Source organism: Pseudomonas sp. S1_G07 (assembly GCF_054668565.1).
Genome location: NZ_CP162778.1, coordinates 3,363,264 through 3,381,783 on the forward strand (window position 1 = coordinate 3,363,264; position 18,520 = coordinate 3,381,783).

Here is an 18,520-nt window from a genome sequence, read left to right on the forward strand (position 1 = left end):
CGTTGGCGGTGGCCACCATTTCGTTGAACGCGGTGCTCACCAGTTCTACGGCTTCGCGCTGGCGCCCGGCGGCCTGGTTCATGTTGTTGGCCACTTCGCTGGTATCGGCGGCGGCGCTCTGCAGGTCGGAGGAGGCATTGCCGATGCGCTGCACCAGTTGGGCGATCATGCCCAGGAACTGGTTGAACCAACCGGCCAGGCTGGCGGTTTCGTCCTTGCCTTGCACCTTGAGTTGGCGCGTGAGGTCGCCTTCACCTTCGGCGATCTCTTGCAGGCCGTCGGCCACGCCACGGATCGGGCGCACGATGACGCGGGCGAAGCTGGCGCCGACGATGGCGAAGACCACGGCCAGTGCCGCGGCGATGGCGGCGATCAACCAGGTCAGGCGGGTGGCGCCGGCCATGACTTCATCGCGTTTGATCAGGCCGATAAAGCGCCAGCCCAGGTCTTTGGAGCTGACCACGTTGGCCATATAGGCCACGCCGTCGATGTCGATCTGGGTCACGCCGTCGCCGCGCTTGGCCAGTTCGGCGTAGTTAGGGCCCAGGTCGGCCAGGGGTTTGAAGTTGTGCTTGGCGTCGCTGGGGTCGACCAGCACGTTGCCGTTGGCTTCCACCAGCATCAGGTAGCCGCTGTCGCCGAGCTTGATGTTGCGCACCAGTTCGGTGAGCTGCTTGAGCGACACGTCCAGGCCGACCACGCCCAGTATGTTGCCAGTGGCGTCGGCCACCGTGTGCACCGTGCCGATCAGCACCACATCGTCCGGCGCCCAGTAATAGGCGCTGGTGCGCACGGTGGCGCCCGGTGCGGCGATGGCGGCCTTGTACCAGGGGCGCACGCGCGGGTCGTAGTTGGTCAGTTTGGTGTCGTCCGGCCAGCTGGCGTAGCCGCCGTCGCTCAGGCCCAACGACAGGTAGGCGGTGCTGGGATGGCTTTTGGCGAACTGGTCGAAAATCGCCAACAGTTCTTTATTGGTGGGTGTAAGGGGGATTTGCGCGGCGTCGGCGCTGGCGTAGCTCTTGAGGTCCTTGGCCGCGACAACGCGCGGGTCCTTGGCCACAAAGTCGACGTTCTGGCTGATGCCGTCGAAAAACTGCTTCATGCCATTGTCGATCTGGCGTATTTCGCGGCCGCTGCTGTCGAGGAAATTGGCCAGGGCCCCCTCGCGCAGATTCAGCACGACCAACACCGCTACCAGGATGACCGGAAGGCAGGCGATAGCGGCGAACGCCCAGGTCAACTTCTGCTTGATATTCATGACTTCACCTGCGGGTATTTATAGTTTTGGCAAGGAGAAACGCTAGTGCTGAACGCCGCATGTGTTGTTGTGAAGGAATGGGGCCCATGCATACCCCTGTATATCGACCGTGGGGGCAAGCACTTGAGGGCGCAGGCGTTGTTTAACCGATACGGTCGCTACCCAGCGCATCGCGCTGCATCGATTGCAGGTTTTTCTCGATGGTTTCGCAGATGGCTTCCATCTGGATCTGATGTTCGCTGGAGTGAAACGGGCTTTGCAGGTCGGTGCCGATGCGTTCGATGGCCAGCAGCATGAAACCCACCACCGTGGAAGCCAGCGGCGTGAACCAGCCCAAAGATTCCACCAGACCTACCGGGACGATCAGGCAGAACAGCGAGATAAACAGCCGTGGGAAATACACGTAAGGGTAGGGCAGTGGCGTGTTGGCGATACGTTCCATGCCGCCTTGGGCGTTGGACAGGTCTACCAGGGTCGACTCCAGCCGCGCCAGGCGAATGCTGTCCAGGTGCCCGGCCTTGTATTCCCGGGCCAGCAGCGCCGCCGAGCCGGTGAGGATGTCGTTGGCGAAGTTATTGGTGGCGCCGTTACGGGCAAATTCCTCGCCCGGGATAAACGCGCGGACTTCTTCGGGGCACGGCTCGCCCTTGAGGTGGGCGGCCAGGCAATTCACATAGGCCACGTGGCGGCGCAGCAGGGTGGCTTTGACCGGGTTCACTTCGCTGCCGGGATCGTCGAGCAGGGTCAGCACCTGGCGCGCAAAACTGCGCGAGTTATTGACCATCGCGCCCCACAGGGTGCGCGCTTCCCACCAGCGGTTATAGGCGCTGCTGTTACGAAAACTGATCAATACCACCAACGCCGACCCCAGCAGGGTGAGCGGCATCAGCGGCAGGTTGATCTTGGCGGTGAGAAACAGCATGAAATCCACCGTCACGGCGACGTCCCAGAGCAACAGCCAGAACAGTGCCCAGCCTACGTAACCCATGGTTTTGATGATCAGGCGGTATTTTTTGATGATGGCGGCTTTCAAACGACAACCTCGTGGCGAGCGGTAAGCAACAGTGCCTTAGCTCGGACGCCGGTTGAGGAGGAAGGTTCGTCCAGGGACTGAAACGTTTAAGGCTTGTACAAAGCGGATACACGAAAAAGAATGAATGAGAATACATATCAAGTGGGAATGGTTTGGTATAACATCCCGCCGAATTTCTGGCAGATCTGCCGTCCCATTTGGCTCATTCATTAGGTTCATCCTTCATGCGTCGTACCCTGATTTCAATTTGCGTGCTGCAGGCGTTTTCACCTTTCAGTTGGGCTGAAGTCGAGCCGGTTGAACACACCGGCATTGAGTTGCAAGCCACCAGCATCACCGGCACCGCCGACTATGAGACGGCTCAGGGGCCGGTCAAGGGGTATCACGCCACACGTTCAGCGAGTGCGACGCGCACCGACACCTCGATCCACGAAACCCCGCAGTCCATCAGCGTGGTGTCCAAGGACGTGGTCGAGGACATTGGTGCCACCCGCCTGCAAGATGCCCTCGACTATGCCGGCGGCGTGGGGCGGGCAAATAACTTTGGCGGGCAGGGGCTGACCAATTTCACCGTGCGTGGCTTTACCACTGCAGAGTTTTATCGCAATGGGTTCCCCGTCAACCGTGGTTACCCGAGCATGCCGGATGCCAACACCATCGAGCGCCTCGAAGTGCTGCGCGGCCCGGCAACTCTGCTGTACGGCCGTGGCGATCCTGGCGGTACCTTCAACATCGTCTCCAAACAGCCCCTGACCGAACGCACGGTCACATTGGGCAGCCAGTTGGATGATCAAGGCATGAAGCGCGGCACCCTGGATGCCTCCGGCCCGCTGGATGACGAAGGGCGCCTGGCGTATCGCCTGAATGTGGTGGGCGAGGGCGGCGATACCTTTCGCGACCATGTCTCGACTGAACGCTACGGCGTGAGCCCGGTGATCACCTGGCAGGCCAGCGATGACACCAAGGTGATCTTCGAAGGCGACTTCATGCGTAACAACCACCCGCTGGATCGCGGCCTGACCCGCTTCGCCAACCAGCGCGGCACGCCGTCGCGCGACACGTTCTGGGGCGAAAAATACGCCGGCGACCTGCACAACGATAACAACATGGCGCAGTTGCGCTTCGAGCATATGCTCAACGACAACTGGACCTTGGGCGGCGGGTTCCAATGGTTGGATGGCACAATGAAGGGCAATGGGGTGGAGGCAAACAACGCCAGCAGCCTGGGAGTCGACGGGCGCACCCTGCAACGCAACTTCAACTACCGCAAGCTGGACTGGACCGACCAGGACTACCAGCTCAACCTGACCGGGCACTTCTCCACTGGCGGCCTGGAGCACACCCTGCTGACCGGTATCGAATACGAAAATTACGATTACAAGTCGATCATCCAGCGTTCCAGTGCTGCGTTCCCGATCGATATCTTCAACCCGGTCTATGGCCAGCCACGTCCGGCACTCACCCGCACGCCGACCCACGACAAGGAAAACCTCAAGACCTACGCGGCCTTCGTCCAGGATCAAGTGGCACTGACCGATCGGTTGAAAGTGCTGGCGGGTGCGCGCTTTGAGCGTTTCGAGCATGACTACGAAAGCTATGTGACCGGGGTCAAACCCTGGCAAGCCGCAGACAACGCCGTGACCCCGCGAGTCGGCGTGATGTATGACCTCACCGACACCGTCGCGATCTACGCCGACGCCGCGCGTTCCTTCAAGCCCAATACCGGCGCCAGCCGCCAAGGCGGCGGGTTCGAACCGGAAAAGGGCAAATCCTATGAGATGGGCGTGAAATGGGAAGCGCTGGACAAACAGTTGAGCGTCGACGCGGCGATCTACCAGATCGACAAGAAAAACGTCCAGGGCGTCGACCCGGTCAACTCCGCGTTCAGCGTCGCAACGGGCCAGGTGCGCAGCCGCGGTTTTGACCTGAACGTGGCCGGTAACCTGACGCCTGAGTGGCGGATGATCGGCGGCTATGCCTACGTGGATGCCGAAGTGACCAAGGACACTACGGTGCGCACCGGAACGCGCCTGGCCAACATCCCGCGCAACAGCTTCAGCCTGCTTAACGTGTATGAGTTCCAGGACGGCGCACTCAAGGGCCTGGGTCTTGGCGCCGGTGGAAAGTACGTCGCTGATCGTGCCGGGCAGACCAACAATGCCACGTTCACCATGGACGCCTACACCGTGGTCGACCTGCTCGGTTACTACAAGGTCAACGAAAACGTAAGGCTCAACCTCGATGTGAAGAACCTGTTCAATCGTGAGTACGACGAGGGCTCGTTCCTGAACTTCTACGCCTATCCAGGCGCCCCGCGTACCGTGCAGGTGGGCATTTCCTACACGCTGTAAGTGCAGAGCCAGGCGTGGGAGCGGGTTTGCCTACGATTATGGGGGGGGGGTACCTGATAGCGTAAGGGCTGGACTTCATAGGTCCAGCCCTTTGGCAAAGGGTGCTCCAGGATGGGTTTGAACCACCGACCTCCACCATGTTTCAGGTGGCGCATCTCCCGCTGTGCTACTGGAGCAAGTTACAAAGCCGCTCGAAGATCAAGTCACCCTATTCAGTGCACGGGTCACGAGCTTCGCTTGACGTCTCCATAATGCCCAGTGGCTTGCGCGGGGGATACTGTTATAAATGACAGTTTTTTAGCATTAATTGGCATTACTTCAATAACAAATGCAGCTTAAGGCACGCTTGGGGAAAACCGCCCCTATGTGCCTTCGGCCCGTTTTAAAGCGGCGTCAGTACATTCATCACCGTATCCAACGCCACCCGCGTGTCATCCAGTTGCACCAGCGACGCATGCCGCGCACCCGTCGCGGTTCTGGATCGCGGTGAGGATCGCCTTGTGCCGGGGCAGGCTCAGGCCCTGGATGTCCGGGCGACGGTTGGTGATGTTGATCGACTCGCGCAGCGGCAACGCCAGCCGCGAAGGTGGCGGGTTCGAGCCGGAGAAGGGCAAATCCTATGAGATGGGCGTGAAATGGGAAGCGCTGGACAAACAGTTGAGTGTCGACGCGGCGATCACCAGATCGACAAGAAAAACGTCCAGGGCGTCGACCCCGTCGACTCAGCGTTCAATGTTGCGACGGGCCAGGTGCGCAGCCGCGGTTTTGACCTGAACGTGGCCGGTAACCTGACGCCTGAGTGACGGATGATCGGCGGCTATGCCTACGTGGATGCCGAAGTGACCAAGGATACTGCGGTGTGTACCGGAACGCGCCAGGCCAACACCCGCGCAACAGCTTCAGCCTGCTTAGAGCCAGGCGTGGGAGCGGGTTGCCTACGATTATTGGGGGGACTTACCTGATAGCGTAAGGGCTGGACTTCATAGGTCCAGCCCTTTGGCAAAGGGTGCTCCAGGATGGGTTCGAACCACCGACCTCCACCGTGTTCAGGTGGCGCGCATACCACTGCGCTACTGGAGCAAGTTACAAAGTCGCTCGAAGATCAAATCACCCTATTTCAGCGAATGGGTCACGAGCTTCGCTTGACGTCTCCATAATGCCCAGTGGCTTGCGCGGGGGATACTGTTAGAAATGACAGTTTTTTAGCATTAATTGGCATTACTTCAATAACAAAATGCAGCTTAAGGCACGCTTGGGGAAAACCGCCCCTATGTGCCTTCGGCCCGTTTTAAAGCGGCGTCAGTACATTCATCACCGTATCCAACGCCACCCGCGTGTCATCCAGTTGCACCAGCGAAGCATGCCGCGCACCCAGCGCGTCGCGGTTCTGGATCGCGGTGAGGATCGCCTTGTGCCGGGGCAGGCTCAGGCCCTGGATATCCGGGCGGCGGTTGGTGATGTTGATCGACTCGCGCAGCGGCAACGACAGCATGTTGCACATGTAGGCGAGCAAATCGTTGCGCGTGGCGTCGGCGATGGCGCGGTGGAAGTCCAGGTCGGCCTGCAACAGGTCTTCGTGGGTCTTCGCGGTTTCCATGCCTCGGTAGGCTTTTTCGATGGTGGCGATGTCTTCGTCGGTGGCCGTGCTTGCGGCCATGGCGGCGATTTCCGGTTCCAGGATGCGCCGCACGCCGGCCAGGGTATTGAAGAACTCGCTATGGGGTGTGGACTGCATCAGCCAGGACAACACGTCCGGGTCGAGCAGGTGCCATTTCAAGCGTGGCCGTACCACGGCACCCACGCGCGGTTTGGAATACACCAGGCCCTTGGCGCTGAGCACGCGGGTGGCCTCGCGCAGCACCGAGCGGCTGACCTTGTACTCCTCGCAGAGCGTGGCCTCCATGGGCAGTCTTTCTTCGGGCTTGAAGCGACCGGAAACGATGTGCATGCCCAAGTCCTGAACGATCTGGGCATGCATGCTCTTGCGTGGCTTGGGCGGCTGGTGATCCATAACGACAGGGATGCTCTGGCTTAAATTCGCGGCATCATAGCATCCCAATTAGTGGGAATGACGGGGGACTTCAGCCCCACGGCAACCTACCAGGAAGTCAAAGTCGCAACCCTGGTCCGCCTGCAACACATGGTCGATGTACAGCTGGCGGTAGCCGCCGACGATCAGGTTCTGCGGCGGTTTAAGGTCGGCCATGCGCGCCGCCAGCTCTGCATCGGGGATGTCCAGGTGCAAACGGCCATTGGCGCAGTCCAGTTCGATCCAGTCACCTTCCTTCACCGTGGCCAACGGCCCGCCCGCAGCGGCTTCCGGCGCTACGTGCAACACTACGGTGCCATATGCCGTGCCGCTCATGCGTGCATCGGAAATCCGCACCATGTCGGTCACGCCCTGGGCCAGCAGCTTGGCCGGCAAGCCCATGTTGCCGACTTCGGCCATGCCTGGGTAACCCTTGGGGCCGCAGTTCTTCATGACCAGGATCGAATTGGCGTCCACATCCAGCTCCGGGTCGTTGATGCGCGCCTTGTACATGTCGAAGTTTTCGAACACCACCGCGCGGCCGCGATGCTGCATCAGCTCGGCGCTGGCCGCCGAAGGCTTGAGCACGGCACCTAATGGGGCGAGGTTGCCGCGCAGCACGCAAATGCCGCCGTCGGCGCGGATCGGGTTGTCGAGGGTGCGGATCACTTCGTCCTGGCCATAGATCGGCGAGTCCTTGGTGTTCTCGCCCAGGGTCTTGCCGTTGACGGTCAAGGCATTCGGGTGCGGGATCAGGTTGGCTTCGCCGAGGCGACGCAGCACGGCGGGCAGGCCGCCGGCGTAGTAGAACTCTTCCATCAGGAAGCGCCCCGACGGTTGCAGGTCGACAATGGTCGGCATGCCGCGACCGATGCGGGTCCAGTCGTCCAGGTCCAGCTCGACGCCGATGCGCCCGGCAATGGCCTTGAGGTGGATCACCGCGTTGGTCGAACCGCCGATGGCCGCGTTCACGCGAATCGCGTTTTCAAACGCCTCCTTGGTGAGGATCTTCGACAGCTTCAAGTCTTCGCGCACCATCTCCACCGCGCGCATGCCGGACATGTGCGCCAGCACATAGCGCCGTGCATCCACCGCCGGGATCGCCGCGTTGTGGGGCAGGGAGGTGCCGAGTGCCTCGGCCATGCACGCCATGGTCGATGCGGTGCCCATGGTGTTGCAGGTGCCCGCCGAACGCGACATGCCACCCTCGGCCGCGAGGAAGTCGTCCAGGGTAATGGTGCCGGCCTTGACCTGCTCGCTGAGCTGCCACACCACGGTGCCCGAGCCAATGTCCTGGCCCTTGTGCTTGCCGTTGAGCATCGGCCCGCCGGTGACCACGATCGCCGGCACGTCACAGCTGGCGGCGCCCATCAGCAGGGCCGGGGTGGTCTTGTCGCAGCCGGTCAGCAATACCACGCCGTCGATGGGGTTGCCGCGAATGGCTTCCTCCACGTCCATGCTCGCCAGGTTGCGGGTGAGCATGGCGGTGGGGCGCAGGTTGGATTCGCCGTTGGAGAACACCGGGAACTCCACCGGAAAGCCGCCGGCCTCGATCACGCCGCGCTTGACGTGTTCGGCGATCTGGCGGAAATGCGCGTTGCATGGCGTCAGTTCCGACCAGGTGTTGCAGATGCCGATGATCGGCTTGCCATGGAACTGATGGTCGGCAATGCCCTGGTTCTTCATCCAGCTGCGGTACATGAAGCCGTTCTTGTCGGCGGTACCAAACCACTGGGCGGAGCGTAGGCCGGGCTTTTTATCAGACATGATCGATTCTCTTATTGTATGACTATATGTTCTCTCTGCGGCTAAACATAAGCGCAAAATCTTCCATTTGGAAGTGTTGTTTCGTAAATAGTACTACTATATAGTCAATCTCAACTGAGGTACGGCCCTGGCGGATTTCCGCGAGAGGCGTCCCCGATTCCTATAAGAACAACAATCGGAGATCGACCCCCATGAGCGAGGAATTGCGGCTTATCCGGCGCATCACGCTGAAACTGATTCCGTTCCTGATCCTGCTGTACCTGATCGCCTACGTGGATCGTTCCGCCGTGGGTTTCGCCAAGCTGCACATGGGCGCCGACGTCGGCATCGGTGACGCGGCCTACGGCCTGGGTGCGGGGTTGTTCTTCATTGGTTATTTCCTGTTCGAGATCCCCAGTAACCTGATGCTCGACCGCTTCGGCGCGCGGCGCTGGTTCGCGCGCATTATGATTACCTGGGGCGCCATCACCATCGGCATGGCGTTCGTACAGGGGCCGCACAGCTTCTATGTGATGCGCTTCCTGCTCGGCGCGGCCGAAGCCGGCTTCTTTCCAGGGGTGCTGTACTACATCACCCAATGGTTCCCGGTGCGCCATCGCGGCAAGATCCTCGGGCTGTTCATTCTCTCCCAACCCATTGCAATGATGATCACCGGCCCGGTGTCCGGTGGCCTGCTGGGCATGGATGGCATCCTCGGCCTGCACGGCTGGCAGTGGCTGTTTATCGTGATCGGCACCCCGGCGATCCTGTTGACCTGGCCGGTGCTGCGTTACCTGCCGGATGGTCCGAAGCAGGTCAAGTGGATGAGCGAAGCGGAAAAAACCTGGCTCACCGATGAGCTGGCCAAGGACCTGCAAGCCTACGGCCAGACCCGCCACGGCAACCCGCTGCATGCCCTCAAGGACAAACGCGTATTGCTGCTGGCGCTGTTCTACCTGCCGGTGACCCTGAGCATCTATGGCCTCGGCCTGTGGCTGCCGACCCTGATCAAGCAGTTCGGCGGCAGCGACCTCACCACCGGCTTTATCTCCGCCGTGCCCTACATCTTCGGCATCATCGGCCTGCTGATCATCCCGCGCAGTTCCGACCGTTTGAACGATCGCTACGGCCACCTGGCGGTGCTCTATGTGCTGGGTGCCATCGGCTTGTTCTTCAGTGCCTGGCTGAGTGTGCCGGTGCTGCAAATGGCCGCGCTGTGCCTGGCGGCGTTTGCAATGTTTTCCTGCACGGCGGTGTTCTGGACCCTGCCGGGGCGGTTCTTTGCCGGCGCCAGTGCAGCGGCGGGCATTGCGCTGATCAACTCGGTGGGCAACCTCGGCGGCTATATCGGCCCGTTCGTGATCGGCGCGCTCAAGGAATACACCGGCAACCTGGCTTCGGGCTTGTACTTCCTGTCTGCGGTCATGGTGTTCGGGCTGGTCTTGACCTTCGTGGTCTACCGCCTGCTGGAGCGCAGGCATGTGCTCCCCGCCGATCAATTCGCCGCCAGCGCCCGTGGCGCCACACGTACTTAATCTGGGAGAAGTTTCATGCGTTTAGTTCAGTTCGAGTTAAGCAACGGTGAACGCCGGGTCGGCGTTGTACAAGGCGCCACATTGCGCGAAGTGCTGAGCGCATGCAGCGTGCGCGAACTGGCGCTGGCCGCCATCGAGGCGGGCGTCAAGTTGCAGCAGCAGGTCGAAACCCTGGGCCTGGGCGACAGCCATGACTACGCCGCGCTGCTGGCCGAACAGAAAATCCTGCCACCGCTGGACCACCCGGACCCGGCACACATGCTGATCAGCGGCACCGGCCTGACCCACCTGGGCAGCGCTTCGGCCCGCGACAAGATGCACCAGCAGGCCGGCGACGACAGCGCCATGACCGACACCATGCGCATCTTCAAGTGGGGCGTGGAGGGCGGCAAGCCCGCCGCCGGCCAGGCCGGTGTGCAACCGGAGTGGTTCTACAAGGGCGACGGCAGCATCGTCGTGCGCCCAGGCCAGGCCTTTCCGGTGCCGCCATTTGCCGAAGACGCCGGTGAAGAACCGGAAATCGGCGGCCTGTATGTGATCGGCCACGACGGCAAGCCTTATCGCCTGGGCTTCGCGGTGGGCAATGAATTCTCCGACCATGTGATGGAGCGCAAGAACTACCTGTACCTGGCCCACTCCAAACTGCGCAGCTGCAGCTATGGCCCGGAACTGCGCGTGGGCGATTTGCCCCAGCATTTGGCGGGCACCAGCCGTATCCTGCGCAATGGTGAGGAAATCTGGCGGAACGAATTCCTCAGTGGCGAGGCCAATATGTGCCACAGCCTGGAAAACCTCGAATACCACCACTTCAAATACAGCCAGTTCCTCAAGCCGGGCGATGTGCACATCCACTTTTTCGGCACCGCCACACTGTCATTCGCCGACGGTATACGTACCCAACCGGGCGATGTGTTCGAGATCTGCCAAGCCGAATTCGGCGCGCCGCTGGTCAACAGTGTCGGCAGCGTTGATGCGGCATTCGAACCCGGCCAAGTCACCCCCTTTAAGGAGAACCACATGACCCAGTTCCTCGGCCACAATTTCATCGGCGGCCAGCGCAGTGCCAACGGTAGCGTCAAGCTGCAAAGCGTCGACGCCAGCACCGGCGAAGCCCTGCCTCAGGATTTCTACCAGGCCACCCCGCAGGAAGTCGACGCCGCCGCCAACGCTGCCGCCCAGGCTTACCCGGCGTACCGCGCCCTGAGCGCCGCGCGCCGTGCGCAGTTCCTGGACGCAATCGCCGATGAGCTGGATGCGCTGAGCGATAACTTCGTCGAACTGGTGTGCCGCGAAACAGCGTTGCCTGCCGCGCGTATCAAAGGCGAGCGCGGGCGTACCAGCGGTCAGATGCGCCTGTTCGCCACGGTGCTGCGCCGTGGTGATTTCTATGGCGCACGGATCGACAAAGCGCTGCCGGATCGCCAACCGCTGCCACGCCCGGACCTGCGCCAATACCGCATCGGCCTGGGCCCGGTCGCCGTGTTCGGCGCAAGTAATTTCCCCCTGGCGTTTTCCACGGCGGGGGGCGACACCGCCGCCGCGCTGGCCGCCGGTTGCCCCGTGGTGTTCAAGGCCCACAGCGGGCATATGGCCACGGCTGAACAGGTCGCCAACGCAATCATCCGCGCGGCCGAGTCGACCGAGATGCCGGCCGGTGTGTTCAATATGATCTTCGGTGGCGGTGTCGGTGAGGCGCTGGTCAAGCACCCGGCCATCCAGGCCGTGGGCTTTACCGGTTCGCTCAAAGGCGGCCGCGCCCTGTGTGACATGGCAGCGGCACGCCCGCAGCCGATCCCGGTGTTTGCCGAGATGTCGAGCATCAACCCGGTGATCGTGTTGCCCCAGGCCTTGCAGGCTCGAGCCGAAACCGTTGCCCGCGACCTCACCGCCTCGGTGGTGCAAGGCTGCGGCCAGTTCTGCACCAACCCTGGCCTGGTGATCGGCATTGCCTCGCCTGAATTCACTGCGTTCACCCAGCAGGTGGCGCAATTGATCGGCGCGCAACCGGCGCAGACCATGCTCAACGCCGGCACCTTGAGCAGCTATGGCAAGGGCCTGGCAAAACTGCTGGCGCACCCTGGCATCCAGCACCTGGCGGGCACTGCCCAATCCGGTAATCAGGCACAGCCGCAGCTGTTCAAAGCCGATGCCAGCTTGCTGATCAACGGCGATGAGGCGCTGCAGGAAGAAGTGTTCGGCCCTACTACGGTGTTTGTCGAAGTCGCCGACCAGGCCCAGCTCAGCGCCGCCTTGCACGGCCTGCACGGTCAACTGACCGCGACGATCATCGGCGAGCCGGCAGACTTTCAGCAGTTCGCCGAACTCACGCCGCTGCTGGAACAGAAAGTCGGGCGCATCCTGCTCAACGGTTACCCGACCGGCGTGGAAGTCTGCGACTCGATGGTGCATGGCGGCCCGTACCCGGCGACCTCCGATGCCCGTGGCACCTCGGTCGGCACCTTGGCCATCGATCGTTTCCTGCGCCCGGTGTGCTTCCAGAACTACCCTGATAGCCTGCTGCCCGATGCGTTGAAAAACGCCAACCCGTTGCGTATCCAGCGGCTGGTGGATGGCACGCCGTCCCGTGACGCGCTGTAAAAAACCACCCTCAGGAGGCGTCATGTCGGTGATCGCAGTCACTTCACACCGTGCCCAGTTGGGCGAAGGCCCGTTCTGGGATGTGCCGACCCAGGCGCTGTATTGGGTCAACATCGCCGGCAAGCAGGCGCTGCGCCTGATGGGCGGGCAATTGCGCATCTGGCAGTTGCCCGAGCATGTCTCGGCGTTTATCCCGTGTGAAAGCGGTGATGCACTGGTGACCTTGAGCAGCGGTGTCTACCGCCTGGACCTGGCCACCGAGGCCTTGACGTTGTTGTGCGTGGCCGACCCGCAAGCGGGCAACCGCGGCAATGAGGCGCGCTGTGATGCCCAGGGCCGCCTGTGGCTGGGCACCATGCAAAACAATATCGGCGAACACGGCGAAGACCTGCCGATTACCCGACGCTCCGGCGGCCTGTTTCGCATCGATGCCGATGGACAGGTCACGCCGTTGCTGAGCGGCCTGGGCATTCCCAACACCCTGCTCTGGAACGAGGAGGGGAGCCAGGTGCATTTCGGCGACAGCCTGGACGCCACGCTCTATCAGCATTCGATCCAAGCCGACGGCCAGCTCGCGCCGGCCCAGGTATGGTTCGGGCCGCACACGCGAGGCGGCCCGGACGGTTCGGCGATGGATGTTGAAGGCTATATCTGGAACGCCCGCTGGGACGGCGGCTGCCTGCTGCGCCTGACGCCCGCAGGCGAGGTGGACCGCATCATCGAACTGCCCGTCAGCCGCCCCACCAGTTGCGTATTCGGTGGGCCCAACCTCACCACCTTGTTTATCACCAGTGCGGCCAGTCCTTTGGATCACCCCTTGGACGGTGCCGTGCTGGCCATTGATGTTGATGTACCTGGCAAGCCTTGCCATCGCTTTGCCGGTTAGCTGCACCGCTTCACTGTAGGAGCGAGCTTGCTCGCGAAAAGCCTGAGCGCGCCGCGTGCATTCAGGATGTACGCGTCATCGTTAACGTTTTTCGCGAGCAAGCTCGCTTCTACAAAAAACAGCAAACAAAAAACAACAACAAGGAGTCACCCGTATGAATCGTCGTCGTGGTATCCGTTCCCTGTGCTGCGCCGCTGTCGCGGTGTCGAGCATGAGCTTGAGCGGGCTGTTGCTGGCCGCTGATACAGTGAAAATCGGCTTTCTGGTCAAGCAGGCTGAAGAACCGTGGTTCCAGACTGAGTGGGCCTTTGCCGAAAAAGCCGCCAAGGACAAGGGTTTCGAACTGATCAAGATCGCCGTGCCCGATGGCGAGAAAACCCTCTCGGCCATCGACAGCCTGGCCGCCAACGGCGCCAAGGGCTTCGTGATCTGCCCGCCGGATGTGTCCCTCGGCCCGGCCATCGTCGCCAAGGCCAAGCTCAACGGCATGAAGGTCATGGCGGTGGACGACCGTTTCGTCGATGCCAAGGGCAACTTCATGGAAGACGTGCCGTACCTGGGCATGGCCGCCTTCGAAGTGGGCCAGAAGCAAGGCGCCGCCATGGCCGCCGAAGCGAAGAAGCGTGGCTGGGACTGGAAGGAGACCTACGCGGTGGTCAGCACCTTCAATGAACTCGATACCGGCAAGAAGCGCACCGACGGTTCGATCAAGTCCCTGGAAGAGGCTGGCATTCCTAAAGATCACATCCTCACCGCCCCGCTGAAAACCCTCGACGTCCCCGGCAGCATGGACTCCGTCAACTCGGCCCTGGTCAAACTGCCGCGCGGCGCGAAAAACCTGATCATCGGTGGCATGAACGACAACACCGTGCTCGGCGGCGTGCGCGCCACTGAAAGTGCCGGCTTTGCCGCCGCCAACGTGATCGGCATCGGCATCAACGGCACCGACGCCATCGGCGAATTGAAGAAAGCCAACAGCGGCTTCTTCGGCTCGATGCTGCCAAGCCCGCATATCGAAGGCCGCAAAACGGCGGAGATGATGTACGAGTGGGTGACCAAGGGCACCGAACCACCGAAGTACACAGCCATGGATGAAGTGACGCTGATCACCCGTGAGAACTTCAAGCAGGAACTGGAAAAGATCGGTCTGTGGAAGTAAGGCGGTTCGCTTTCCTCGGCAGCCCTGGTAACAGGGCTGCCTGATCGGTGTGATGAGGTGGTTATGCACGCGCAAGTCAATGAACAACATACGACCGGGGCCAGTCTGCGGTTTGACGGTATCGGCAAAACCTTCCCCGGGGTCAAGGCGCTGGATGGCATCAGCTTCAGCGCCCACCCAGGGCAGGTGCATGCGCTGATGGGCGAGAACGGCGCGGGCAAGTCGACGCTGCTGAAGATATTGGGCGGTGCCTATATCCCCAGCAGCGGCACGGTGCAGATCGGCGCGCAGACCATGGCCTTCAAATGCGCTGCCGACAGCATCGCCAGCGGCGTGGCGGTGATCCACCAGGAACTGCACCTGGTGCCGGAAATGACCGTGGCCGAGAACCTGTTTCTCGGGCACTTGCCGGCGCGCTTTGGTGTGGTCAACCGGGGCCTGCTGCGCAAGCAGGCCCTGGCCTGCCTCAAGGGCCTGGCCGATGAAATCGACCCGCAGGAAAAACTCGGGCGCCTGTCCCTGGGCCAGCGCCAACTGGTGGAAATCGCCAAGGCGCTGTCCCGTGGCGCCCATGTGATTGCCTTCGACGAACCCACCAGCAGTCTGTCGGCGCGCGAGATCGACCGGCTGATGGCGATCATCACGCGCCTGCGCGATGAGGGCAAAGTGGTGCTGTACGTGTCGCACCGCATGGAAGAGGTGTTCCGCATCTGCAACGCGGTGACAGTGTTCAAGGACGGCCGCTACGTGCGCACCTTCGACGACATGAGCGCGTTGACCCACGACCAGTTGGTGACCTGCATGGTCGGCCGCGATATCCAGGACATCTACGACTACCGCCCGCGTGAACACGGCGAGGTGGCGCTCAAGGTCGACGGCCTGCTCGGCCCTGGCCTGCGTGAGCCGGTCAGTTTCGAGGTGCGCAAAGGTGAAGTCCTTGGCCTGTTCGGGCTGGTGGGGGCCGGGCGCACCGAGCTGCTGCGCCTGCTCAGTGGCCTGGAGCGCGCCAGCGCCGGCAGCCTGGCATTGTGTGGCGAGCCGCTGCACCTGCGCTCACCGCGCGATGCCATCGCTGCCGGTGTGCTGCTGTGCCCCGAGGACCGCAAGAAGGAAGGCATCATCCCGCTGTCCAGCGTCGCCGAAAACATCAACATCAGCGCGCGGGGTGCACATTCCGCGTTCGGCTGGCTGCTGCGCGACCGCTGGGAAACGGGCAACGCCGAGCAGCAGATCCAGGCGATGAAAGTCAAAACCCCGAACGCCGCGCAGAAGATCATGTACCTGTCCGGCGGCAACCAGCAAAAGGCCATTCTCGGTCGCTGGCTGTCGATGCCGATGAAGGTGCTGCTGCTGGATGAACCGACACGGGGCATCGATATCGGCGCCAAGTCGGAGATCTACCAGATCATCCACAACCTGGCGGCCCAGGGCATTGCGGTGATTGTGGTGTCCAGCGACCTGATGGAAGTGATGGGCATCTCCGACCGCATCCTGGTGCTGTGCGAAGGCACCCTGCGTGGCGAGCAACTGCGTGAACATGCCACTGAATCCAACCTGCTGCAGCTGGCCTTGCCGCGCCGCGTGACGAACTGAGAGACGACCATGAATACTCAAAACAACGCGTTGCCGAGCGCACGCAAACCCCTCGATATACGCGCGCTGCTCGACAACTGGGCGATGCTGCTGGCGGCGGTGAGCATTTTTGTCCTGTGCGCCTTGCTGATCGACAACTTCCTCTCGCCGTTGAACATGCGCGGCCTGGGCCTGGCGATTTCCACCGTGGGCATCGCCGCCTGCACCATGCTGTTCTGCCTGGCCTCGGGGCACTTCGACTTGTCGGTGGGCTCGGTGATCGCCTGCGCCGGCGTGGTCGCGGCGATTGTGATGCGCGACACCGAGAGCGTGATGCTGGGTATCGGCGCGGCGCTGCTGATGGGCCTGATCGTCGGGCTGATCAACGGCATCGTGATTGCCAAACTGCGGGTCAACGCGCTGATCACCACCTTGGCGACCATGCAGATCGTGCGCGGCCTGGCCTACATTTTTGCCGACGGCAAAGCGGTGGGCGTGTCCCAGGATCAATTCTTCATCTTCGGTAACGGCCAGCTGTTTGGCGTGCCGGTGCCGATCCTGATCACCATCCTGTGCTTCCTGTTTTTCGGCTGGCTGCTCAACTACACCACCTACGGGCGCAACACCATGGCCATCGGCGGCAACCCGGAAGCGGCGCTGCTGGCCGGGGTGAACGTTGATCGCACCAAGATCATCATCTTTGCCGTGCACGGCCTGATCGGCGCACTGGCCGGGGTGATCCTCGCCTCGCGCATGACCTCGGGCCAACCGATGATCGGCCAGGGCTTCGAACTTACGGTGATCTCGGCGTGCGTGCTGGGCGGGGTGTCGTTGAGCGGCGGGATCGGCATGATCCGCCATGTGATTGCCGGGGTGCTGATCCTGGCGATCATCGAGAACGCGATGAACCTGAAGAACATCGACACGTTTTATCAGTACGTGATCCGCGGTTCGATCCTGTTGCTGGCGGTGATTATCGACCGCATGAAACAACGCTAAGTCATGCCCTGTGAGGGCTAAATGTGGGAGCGGGCTTGCTCGCGAAAGCGGTGTATCAGTCAATGCATCTTTGACTGATACATCGCTTTCGCAGGCAAGCCAGCTCCTACGGTTTAATTGGCGCTGAACTTGAAGACGGTGTTCTGGGTGTAGGTCTGCCCAGGGTTCAAGCGGGTTGAAGCAAAGCTTGGCTGGTTGGGCGCATCCGGAAAGTGCTGGGTTTCCAAGGTAAACCCGCTCCAGTGCAGGTAGGTCTTGCCGCCTTTGCCCTTCACCGAACCATCGAGGAAGTTGCTGGTATAGAACTGCACCCCCGGTTCGCTGGTGTAGAGCTGCAAGCGCCGGCCCGACGCGGGGTCATGCACCTCGGCGGCAAGCTGTTTCACGTTGCCTTTGGTGTCCAGCGCCCAGTTGAAGTCAAACCCGCCTTGCTTCGGTTCGGCGAATTTGAGCTGCGGGTGATCGTCCTTGATGTGCTGGCCGATCGGCGTAGGTTTGAGGAAGTCCATCGGCGTGCCCTTGACCGGCGCCAGTTCGCCGGTAGGGATCAACGTTGCATTGACCGGCGTGTAGTGGCTGGCGTGCAAGGTGGCAACCTGCTTGAGGATGTCGCCGTTACCCGCGCCGGCCAGGTTGAAGTAGCTGTGGTTGGTGAGGTTGAGCACCGTCGGTTTGTCGGTGGTGGCCGCGTAGTCGATGTGCAATTCGTTCTTGTCGTTGAGGCGGTAGGTGACCACGGTTTGCAGGTTGCCGGGGAAACCCATCTCGCCGTCCTTGGACAGGTAGCTCAGTTTCACGCCGACCGAGTCCTTGTCCTTGACCGACTCGGCTTTCCACACCTGCTTGTCGAAGCCCTGGGCGCCGCCATGCAAGGCGTTGGGGCCATCGTTGAGCGGCACCTGGTAGCGTTTGCCGTCGAGTTCAAAGGCGCCCCCGGCCAGGCGGTTGCCGAAGCGGCCGATGGTTGCGCCGAAAAACGCCGTGCCGGCCTGGTAGCCCTGTACGTCGTCGAAGCCGAGCACCACATCGTCGACCTTGCCGTGTTTGTCCGGCACTTTGAGCGACTGCAACACGCCGCCGTAGGTGATCACCGTGGCTTGCATGCCATGGCTGTTACGCAGGATGTACTGTTCGACGGGCGTGCCGTCGTTGGTTTTACCGAAAGCTTTGTGCTCGCTGGTGAGCCCCGCCGCCTGGGCGCCGCCGCTGGCAATCAGCATGGACATGGCAAGGCCCGAGAGCAGGTATCGAGGGTGCTTCATGGTCGAACTTCCTTTTGTTGTTTTGAGTGGAATAGTTCTACTAATAGCGATATTTTGTCGGTGTGACAGCGAATTTATAGCCTTAAACGCCG

The 18,520-nt window shown here is 61.7% G+C and carries 11 protein-coding genes, 2 tRNA genes and 5 pseudogenes; 9 read left to right on the plus strand and 9 right to left on the minus strand.

The window, feature by feature from the left end:
• Positions 1 to 175 precede the first annotated feature (175 nt).
• Both AB4O05_RS15570 and AB4O05_RS15575 read right to left on the minus strand, forming a co-directional pair.
• Positions 176 to 1,258, minus strand: a pseudogene (locus AB4O05_RS15570) (HAMP domain-containing protein); the annotation flags it as partial.
• A 142-nt stretch (positions 1,259 to 1,400) separates the two neighbouring features.
• Positions 1,401 to 2,291: a bestrophin family protein gene (locus AB4O05_RS15575; protein WP_460136729.1), complete on the minus strand. Its 891-nt coding sequence runs from the start codon at positions 2,289 to 2,291 to the stop codon at positions 1,401 to 1,403.
• Between the two features lie 224 nt (positions 2,292 to 2,515).
• Here AB4O05_RS15575 and AB4O05_RS15580 point away from each other — a divergent pair, with 224 nt between their 5' ends.
• Entirely contained in the window at positions 2,516 to 4,642 is a 2,127-nt protein-coding gene (locus AB4O05_RS15580) for a TonB-dependent siderophore receptor (protein WP_460136728.1), read from the plus strand.
• Positions 4,643 to 4,744: 102 nt separating this feature from the next.
• Here AB4O05_RS15580 and AB4O05_RS15585 read toward each other — a convergent pair.
• Positions 4,745 to 4,818: transfer RNA gene (locus AB4O05_RS15585), tRNA-Phe, on the minus strand.
• Between the two features lie 206 nt (positions 4,819 to 5,024).
• Positions 5,025 to 5,220: pseudogene (locus tag AB4O05_RS15590) on the minus strand (GntR family transcriptional regulator); the annotation flags it as partial.
• Here AB4O05_RS15590 and AB4O05_RS15595 point away from each other — a divergent pair.
• Positions 5,207 to 5,576: pseudogene (locus AB4O05_RS15595) on the plus strand (TonB-dependent receptor domain-containing protein); the annotation flags it as partial. The pseudogenes AB4O05_RS15590 and AB4O05_RS15595 sit on opposite strands and share 14 nt — an antisense overlap.
• Positions 5,577 to 5,649: 73 nt before the next feature.
• Here AB4O05_RS15595 and AB4O05_RS15600 read toward each other — a convergent pair.
• The 3 genes from AB4O05_RS15600 to AB4O05_RS15610 all read right to left on the minus strand — a co-directional run bounded on the left by AB4O05_RS15600 (position 5,650) and on the right by AB4O05_RS15610 (position 8,438).
• Positions 5,650 to 5,722: transfer RNA gene (locus tag AB4O05_RS15600), tRNA-Val, on the minus strand.
• Between the two features lie 208 nt (positions 5,723 to 5,930).
• Entirely contained in the window at positions 5,931 to 6,653 is a 723-nt protein-coding gene (locus AB4O05_RS15605) for a FadR/GntR family transcriptional regulator (RefSeq protein WP_460136727.1), read from the minus strand.
• Between the two features lie 48 nt (positions 6,654 to 6,701).
• Entirely contained in the window at positions 6,702 to 8,438 is a 1,737-nt protein-coding gene (locus AB4O05_RS15610; protein WP_027603618.1) for an IlvD/Edd family dehydratase, read from the minus strand.
• Between the two features lie 191 nt (positions 8,439 to 8,629).
• Here AB4O05_RS15610 and AB4O05_RS15615 point away from each other — a divergent pair, with 191 nt between their 5' ends.
• From AB4O05_RS15615 to AB4O05_RS15630, 4 genes and pseudogenes are all read left to right on the plus strand, one after another.
• Entirely contained in the window at positions 8,630 to 9,952 is a 1,323-nt protein-coding gene (locus AB4O05_RS15615) for an MFS transporter (RefSeq protein ID WP_460136726.1), read from the plus strand.
• Positions 9,953 to 9,967: 15 nt separating this feature from the next.
• Positions 9,968 to 10,873, plus strand: a pseudogene (gene araD1 / locus AB4O05_RS15620) (AraD1 family protein); the annotation flags it as partial.
• A 96-nt stretch (positions 10,874 to 10,969) separates the two neighbouring features.
• The gene (locus tag AB4O05_RS15625) at positions 10,970 to 12,550 is read left to right on the plus strand and encodes an aldehyde dehydrogenase (NADP(+)) (RefSeq protein WP_460137574.1); all 1,581 of its coding nucleotides are present in this window, start codon (positions 10,970 to 10,972) and stop codon (positions 12,548 to 12,550) included.
• A gap of 22 nt (positions 12,551 to 12,572) precedes the next feature.
• The gene (locus AB4O05_RS15630; protein WP_460136725.1) at positions 12,573 to 13,436 is read left to right on the plus strand and encodes an SMP-30/gluconolactonase/LRE family protein; all 864 of its coding nucleotides are present in this window, start codon (positions 12,573 to 12,575) and stop codon (positions 13,434 to 13,436) included.
• 11 nt (positions 13,437 to 13,447) lie between these two features.
• Here the strand turns inward: AB4O05_RS15630 and AB4O05_RS15635 are convergent.
• Positions 13,448 to 13,537, minus strand: a pseudogene (locus AB4O05_RS15635) (outer membrane lipoprotein carrier protein LolA); the annotation flags it as partial.
• 53 nt (positions 13,538 to 13,590) lie between these two features.
• On the opposite strand from AB4O05_RS15635, the gene AB4O05_RS15640 reads away from it, so the two are divergent.
• The 3 genes from AB4O05_RS15640 (at position 13,591) to araH (ending at position 17,166) form a co-directional block, all read left to right on the plus strand.
• On the plus strand, positions 13,591 to 14,595 hold the full coding sequence (locus AB4O05_RS15640) for a substrate-binding domain-containing protein (protein WP_460136724.1): 1,005 nt from the start codon (positions 13,591 to 13,593) through the stop codon (positions 14,593 to 14,595).
• A gap of 63 nt (positions 14,596 to 14,658) precedes the next feature.
• On the plus strand, positions 14,659 to 16,188 hold the full coding sequence (araG, locus tag AB4O05_RS15645; protein ID WP_460136723.1) for an L-arabinose ABC transporter ATP-binding protein AraG: 1,530 nt from the start codon (positions 14,659 to 14,661) through the stop codon (positions 16,186 to 16,188).
• 9 nt (positions 16,189 to 16,197) lie between these two features.
• The gene (gene araH, locus AB4O05_RS15650; RefSeq protein ID WP_460136722.1) at positions 16,198 to 17,166 is read left to right on the plus strand and encodes an L-arabinose ABC transporter permease AraH; all 969 of its coding nucleotides are present in this window, start codon (positions 16,198 to 16,200) and stop codon (positions 17,164 to 17,166) included.
• A 113-nt stretch (positions 17,167 to 17,279) separates the two neighbouring features.
• On the opposite strand, the gene AB4O05_RS15655 is transcribed toward araH, so the two are convergent.
• Positions 17,280 to 18,428 carry an aldose epimerase family protein gene (locus AB4O05_RS15655; RefSeq protein ID WP_460136721.1) on the minus strand — a complete coding sequence of 383 codons (1,149 nt, stop codon included), beginning with the start codon at positions 18,426 to 18,428 and terminating at the stop codon, positions 17,280 to 17,282.
• Positions 18,429 to 18,520: the final 92 nt, after the last annotated feature.

Excerpts from the sequence above, each read along its gene's own strand:
- AB4O05_RS15580 (WP_460136728.1), top strand. The coding sequence starts at position 2,516 with ATGCGTCGTACCCTGATTTCAATTTGCGTGCTGCAGGCGTTTTCACCT.
- AB4O05_RS15605 (WP_460136727.1), bottom strand. The coding sequence starts at position 6,653 with ATGGATCACCAGCCGCCCAAGCCACGCAAGAGCATGCATGCCCAGATC.
- AB4O05_RS15610 (WP_027603618.1), bottom strand. The coding sequence starts at position 8,438 with ATGTCTGATAAAAAGCCCGGCCTACGCTCCGCCCAGTGGTTTGGTACC.
- AB4O05_RS15615 (WP_460136726.1), top strand. The coding sequence starts at position 8,630 with ATGAGCGAGGAATTGCGGCTTATCCGGCGCATCACGCTGAAACTGATT.
- AB4O05_RS15625 (WP_460137574.1), top strand. The coding sequence starts at position 10,970 with ATGACCCAGTTCCTCGGCCACAATTTCATCGGCGGCCAGCGCAGTGCC.
- AB4O05_RS15630 (WP_460136725.1), top strand. The coding sequence starts at position 12,573 with ATGTCGGTGATCGCAGTCACTTCACACCGTGCCCAGTTGGGCGAAGGC.
- AB4O05_RS15640 (WP_460136724.1), top strand. The coding sequence starts at position 13,591 with ATGAATCGTCGTCGTGGTATCCGTTCCCTGTGCTGCGCCGCTGTCGCG.
- araG (WP_460136723.1), top strand. The coding sequence starts at position 14,659 with ATGCACGCGCAAGTCAATGAACAACATACGACCGGGGCCAGTCTGCGG.
- araH (WP_460136722.1), top strand. The coding sequence starts at position 16,198 with ATGAATACTCAAAACAACGCGTTGCCGAGCGCACGCAAACCCCTCGAT.
- AB4O05_RS15655 (WP_460136721.1), bottom strand. The coding sequence starts at position 18,428 with ATGAAGCACCCTCGATACCTGCTCTCGGGCCTTGCCATGTCCATGCTG.